We start from the raw sequence: 6,256 nt of genomic DNA on the forward strand, positions 1-6,256 counted from the left end.
GTTCCACAAAGAGTGAATTTTCTTGTGGAACAGGCATCTTGCCTGTTCTTGAGAATGGTGCAAGATGTGAGATTTAACAGATGTCAGGAAGAAGGGGGATTCCCGTCTGGTTAGCTAAGAGGCCGATCGCACTAAAATGACTGTACAGTCGCACCCGCGCGCCACAGCTTCCGGGATATTCCCGTGAATCACCTGCTTCAGCAGCCCTTCGCGGCTCGCTCCCAGGACGATCGCATCGCACTGATCGTTCTGAGCCAAATCAATTAAAGCATCAGAAACCGATTTAGCGCAAACCGAAGTCGCTATTATCGAACAGCTAACCCGGCGCTTGATAAACTCCGCCGCTTGCTTTAATTCTCCGCGATCGGGTTCTGCAACAGAAGGCTGGTGAACCTGACACAATTTAATCTCCGGTACAGCACTCGCAGCCACCAAAGCAGGTAGCAGCCGCAAAGCCGCAGCTTGCTTGTAACTGCCGCGAATAGGCACCAACCAGCGGTGCAAGCCCATCAGCGTGTGCAGTCCCAATTCTGGCCCTGGAATGTCTGAATTCGGCGGGGAAAGTTCAGTCTCTGGAGTCGCTGATGAATCTAAGGATATGGCCAATGCGGGATTATCTGCGCCGTCAACTTTTTCGGGATTTAACTCCCATTCTATAGACGCATATTTGCGCCCGCTGAAAGTGGCAGAAAACTCATTTTTCTTGCGTGTTGCTAATAGTTTTTCGCTCCACTTTACCAAAATAACCTCGCAGCCTGCTTGCCGAATTACGGTATCCACCACATCGCCAAAAATGCGTCCTTTTGTGGAAAATTCGCCTTGCCAGCCCATCAAAATTGAATCGATATGTCGCTCCTTTATTGTCTCCAAAATCGCGTGAGGCACGTCATGAGCTACCCGTATTTGAGTGTGTACCGGCAAGTTCCAATTGCGAATTATTCGCTCGGCTTGTTGTAGCAGGCGGCGGCTTTTGGTTGTCCGCACTGCGCTTTCTGAGGGGGAACTGTTGCGCGGTACTATGATGATTTGCAGGCATTCTAATTCGTAATTGCGATCGCGCGCGATCGCCGCCGCCAGCCGCAGCAAAGCGGGTGCTGTTTGGGGGTTGGAAAGTGGCACTAATAACCGGCCGTTTCCGACTTGCGGAGCTCTGGTTTGATAGACAACATAGGAAGGTTCTGGATGCGGGCCCTGGGTTGTTTCTCCGCTGAGGCGATCGGATTCAACTCGGATAATGTCGCTGCGGGTAATAATTCCCACCAAACGCCGACCTTCTACGACTGGCAAACGGCTGATATTGTAGTTGTTGAGCCTGTACAATACCTCGCTTAAAGTATCCCTTGCTTTGACTGCGATCGGCTGTACAGTCATAAATTCTTTAAGCAGCGAGTTGCCGGACAAATTGCGCTCGCTGGCATTTGCCAAATCGGTTTGACTGACAATTCCGACTAATTTGCCATCTTCAACTACTGGAAATCCTCGGTGGTGCGATCGCGAAAAAGCCTGCATCACTTCATCAAAAGTCAGCAGACTCGAAAGAGTTTCAACTCGGCGCTGCATCACGTCATCTGCGTGCAAGTCGCTCAAAGTATTGCTCGCAGCTTTTGCCTTTGTCAGTTGAATGCCGTTAAACTCCAAAAGGCGAGTGTACAGCGAGCCACTTTCTACCTTTTCCGCGACTAAATAAGCAACTACAGAACAGATCATCAAAGGCAGCACTAATTTGAAATCCGCCGTAATTTCAAACACAATTACTACCGCAGTAATCGGCGCTCTAGTAACCGCGCAAAAAAACGCTCCCATTCCCGCCAAAGCGTAAGTTACTGGCGAACCGATACCCAGGACATCTGCCTGCACAATGCCCACCATGTGACCGAGTGCAGAACCCATAACTAGGGAAGGCGAAAACAATCCTCCCGGAGCCCCAGAAGCAGCGGATATAATTGTTAGAAAAAAGTGTGCTATAAAAGCAATTAAACTCGTTATGCCACTTGCTTCACCCGTCAGCAGAAACTCCCGCAAACCCGTATTGTTGCGAAAAGTTTCTGGGAGAAAAGCTATTACTGAACCGCAAATAATACCAGCTAGAGCCACTCGCACGGGCAAAGCTAATTTGAGCGATCGCCTGTTAAATTGCAAGCTAGCAATAATCCCTTTAGTGAACAAAGCTCCCAGCAATCCCGCTAAAATTCCTAGCACTATGTAGAAGGGAATTTCCTGAGCCTCAAAACTGCTTTGGTACTCGCGAAGGTTCAAATTTAAACTATCACCGCCCAAAAGCTGCGATACAACTGCACCGATAAATGAAGCGATAATAGCAGTCCCTAAAGTCAATCCCGAAACATCGTGCAGGAGTTCTTCAACTACAAACAAAACTCCTGCAATTGGAGCATTGAAACCAGCAGCCAATCCTGCCGCAGCACCGCAAGCAATCAATTGTCGGCGGTAGTCTGGGGAAGTAGGCATCAAGTGACCTATCCAGCCGGCCAAAGATGCTCCTATTTGCACAGTGGGGCCTTGCCTCCCTAAAGTTAAACCGGAACCAACTGCTAAAATAGTCGTCAGAAGTTTGGCGACAGCTACTCGCAAATCTAAGGAAAGATTGACGCCGCCGAGAGCAGCTTTGACGTGAGGAATGCCGCTGCCGGCAGTTTCGGGAGCAAAACGCTCAACCAAGAAACCTGTCAGCAACCCGCCGAATAAACCGACGGCGGGCAGTAATATCCAAGCTGGGATTAATGTCGAGGTAGCAACTCGCCAACTGCCCAGCCATCCGACTCCTGACTTTAGCAAAACCCCCGCGAGTCCTGAAATTAAACCGATCAGACAAGCTTCAAAAATGGCTAGGCGTTTTGGTCGTAAAAAAAGTTGAGATTTGATGACCCTGGAAGGTTCCCTAAATTGTTTAGGGATAGTTATGTACGGCATAAATAGCGTAGATGACCTGAGAATTGTCTGCTCGATCGCACTTTAGCGAAAAATCCTTCGACTTGGCAAAATATAACTAATTTTTAACCGGAGGTTCACGCAGATTAACGCAGATTAATTCTATAGGTTTATATAGCTAACCTAAATCATTTGTGTAATTCTTGTAGGGGCAATCCCCCCGTGGTTGCCCCAAGGTAGGGGTAGGCACGGGGAGTAGGGGTAGCACTACCCCTACATATTGTTACAAATGATTTAGACGCACTATAGAACCCATTTGATATCTTGCGATCGCTCCTAGCAGTCGAATATCTCACAGCAGTCCATTTACCATAACAAGTACGGAAGAACTACTTCCCTGATTTGTTGAGACTCACTTTGCTGAGGATTCTTTCGCCCTTTTGCCCTATTCAATTCCTGTTACACAACACCCCTCAAAAGTCAACCCTCAACCGCTCTCATCGCCAAAGATCCGACTTTTCCGACTTATCCGACTGGAAGATCCGACTTTTCCGACTTCTACAAACAGCCGCCGACAGAGATAATAGAGAGAGATAGCGAAACTCAACCCGCGATCGCTTGGGTTCTATATGCAGTTGGATATTTGTGAACTGTAACAGGAAAATTTTATTTCCTGGGAATTAATTTAGCTATCGCCACAGATATAGGATAAAATCTATCTTATGGGGGATGCGGGGACAAGGCGATCTCATCTAATTGCAAATGCGATCGCCTTCTCCTCAGACCCGATCGCTTTCAGAAGCAGTTAAGAAAATTATCAAGAGAGCCTTGTTATGACTGATACATCCGAATTGCTGAAAGACTTAAAAAAAGAGCCCCTATTTCAAGATCAGTGGTGGCTGCTCAACACCGGACAGAAAGTAAATAATATTGCCGCCGCAGGCACTCCCGGTATTGACCTGAATGTACTGCCTTTGTGGCCGTTCTATACTGGCAAAGGCATCAAAGTAGGTGTCGTCGATGATGGTGTCGATCTTCAGCACGAAGACCTGCCACCAGCCACAGGTTTGAACGCGACAGATAATAATAATCATGGCACCCCTGTAGCTGGCATTATTGCAGCAAAAAGAAATAAAGTCGGCACCGTCGGCGTTGCTTACGGAGTAGCGAGCATCAAGAGTTTCCAGAAGAACACTGATACCGCTAGCCTGCAAAGCCAAGTAGATTTCGACGTTTCCAACAATAGCTGGGGTGGTGACACCCACTTTCAATTGATTGACGGCAATTTCCAAGAGAACCCCGCTCCCGGCAAAGCGATCGAAAACGCAGTCACTAACGGCCGCGGGGGGTTGGGCACAGTATTTGCCTGGTCCGGGGGAAACGAGCGTGAACACGTTAACCCAGACGACACTCTGCAAGGAGCAGGAAAGCGGGGGAGAAATCTCAACTCAGGCAATTACGAGAACAGCCGCTATGTAATTGGTGTAGCAGCGATCGACAATAAAGGAGTTGTTGCCCCATACAGCAATCCGGGTGCACCACTCTTAGTCTCAGCCTTCGGCGACCGACCCGCCAGTATCGCTACCGTCGATCGTATGGGCGAGAAGGGCGAAAACCCAGAGGAAGAGCCGAATTTTCAAAATATTAACTACACCCACCAGTTTAACGGCACGTCAGCAGCGGCGCCAATGGTTTCCGGCGTTGCAGCCTTAATCCTGCAAGCCAATCCCAAACTCGGCTACCGCGATGTTCAGGAAATTCTCGCTTACTCCGCCCGCAAAAATGACCCGAATAACGACAAGGCTGACCAAATCATCGGTAAAGACACGTGGAAATTTAACGGCGCTAAAAACTGGAACGGCGGCGGGCTCCACGTCAATCACGACTACGGCTTCGGATTAGTCGATGCCACAGCAGCAGTGCGTTTGGCTGAAACTTGGCAATTTCGATCTGGACCTGCCAAAGATAAAGCAGCAACTGCGGAAACTGAGGAATCTCAACTTGCCAATTTGACCCTGCCAGAAAATCAGAAAACACCGTTAAACATTCCCAACAATGATTCCAAAGGTATTACTGGAATATTCAAGTTCGGTTCAGGCATCAACATCGACAAAATCGAACTAGATTTGGATATCGAGCACGGTCAATTTCAAGACTTAGTAGTCAAGCTGACATCTCCCGATAAGACCGAGAGTATAATTCTCGATCGTGTCCCTTACTACACCAAGGCCCCTAAAATAGAAGACAACGGTTTCAAAGGCACAACCGTTAACTACACCTTCAGCAGCGCCCGCCACTGGGGAGAAACCGGCCTTGGCGATTGGACGCTGAACATTTCCGATAATAGCGATAAAAACGACCCCCAAAATACCGGTCAAAATGACACCAGCGGCAAAAATACCGGCGTACTCAAAGGCGCAACTTTACGGCTGTACGGCGACGAGTTAATTGACGACAACACCTACATCTATACCAACGAGTTCGCGAGTACCATTAAAGAACCAAATCAGAGCAATCGCGCAACTCTCACCGACCCCGAAAACAAAGGCAACGACATCATCAACGTTGCCGCCATCACTGACAACGTTATTATCGACCTAGCGCCCAAAGGAGAAAGTAGGCTACCAGGCCGCACAGTTACAGGCGACAAACTCGTTGCTCAAACCCTCACCATCGCCGACGGCAGCATCATCGAAAATGCCTTTGCTGGCGCAGGAGATGACTCAATAGTCGGCAACGAAGTAGCCAACACCCTCTGGGGCGGCCGCGGCAACGACACCCTCGTCGCCTCCGGTAGCGGCGACACCCTCATCGGCTTCAGCTTTGATGGCGACGACACCCTCATCCCCGGTAGCGACTCCCTAGTGGGAAGCACGGGAGACACTACTTACATCCTCGATGCCAGGACAGCCAGAGGCAGCAAAATTAAAAATATTGGTGGTGTCGCCAATAATTTAATCCTCAACAACGCCACCCTGACAAACACCCTCCCCGCAGACGGGCAGAACGGGATGGACAGAATAGGTAACAATTTGCTGATCGACCTCAACGCCGACGGCAAGCTAGAATCAAGACTTGATTTGACCATTGAAGACTTTTACTTGCCTGAGAGCGGCGACTTCCAAAACGTCGGCAACCTGCCTCGTAGTGTCATTCCCTCGGTTTTCACTCCGACAACTCCGACAACTCCGACAACTCCGACAACTCCGACAACTCCGACAACTCCGACAACTCCGACAACTCCGACAACTCCGACAACTCCGACAACTCCGACAACTCCGACAACTCCGACAACTCCGACAACTCCGACAACTCCGACAACTCCGACAACTCCGACAACTCCGACAACTCCGACAACTCCGACAACTCC

General features: G+C 49.3%; 2 protein-coding genes. One reads left to right on the forward strand and one right to left on the reverse strand.

Features of this window, described 5'->3' with window-relative positions:
• Nucleotides 1–114: 114 nt before the first annotated feature.
• Nucleotides 115–2,928, reverse strand: coding sequence for a chloride channel protein (locus QT990_RS35130; RefSeq protein ID WP_333466375.1), 2,814 nt, complete (start codon nucleotides 2,926–2,928; stop codon nucleotides 115–117).
• A gap of 791 nt (nucleotides 2,929–3,719) precedes the next feature.
• Here QT990_RS35130 and QT990_RS35135 point away from each other — a divergent pair.
• Nucleotides 3,720–6,256: S8 family serine peptidase (locus QT990_RS35135; protein WP_333466376.1), on the forward strand; the 2,537-nt coding region annotated here is incomplete at its 3' end.

This window comes from Microcoleus sp. T3_B1 (assembly GCF_036700445.1).
In the GTDB taxonomy this organism is placed as follows: Bacteria; Cyanobacteriota; Cyanobacteriia; order Cyanobacteriales; family Microcoleaceae; genus Microcoleus.

Bases quoted from the DNA above. Each gene is read 5' to 3' on its own strand.
- QT990_RS35130 (WP_333466375.1), bottom strand. From the start codon at position 2,928: ATGCCGTACATAACTATCCCTAAACAATTTAGGGAACCTTCCAGGGTC.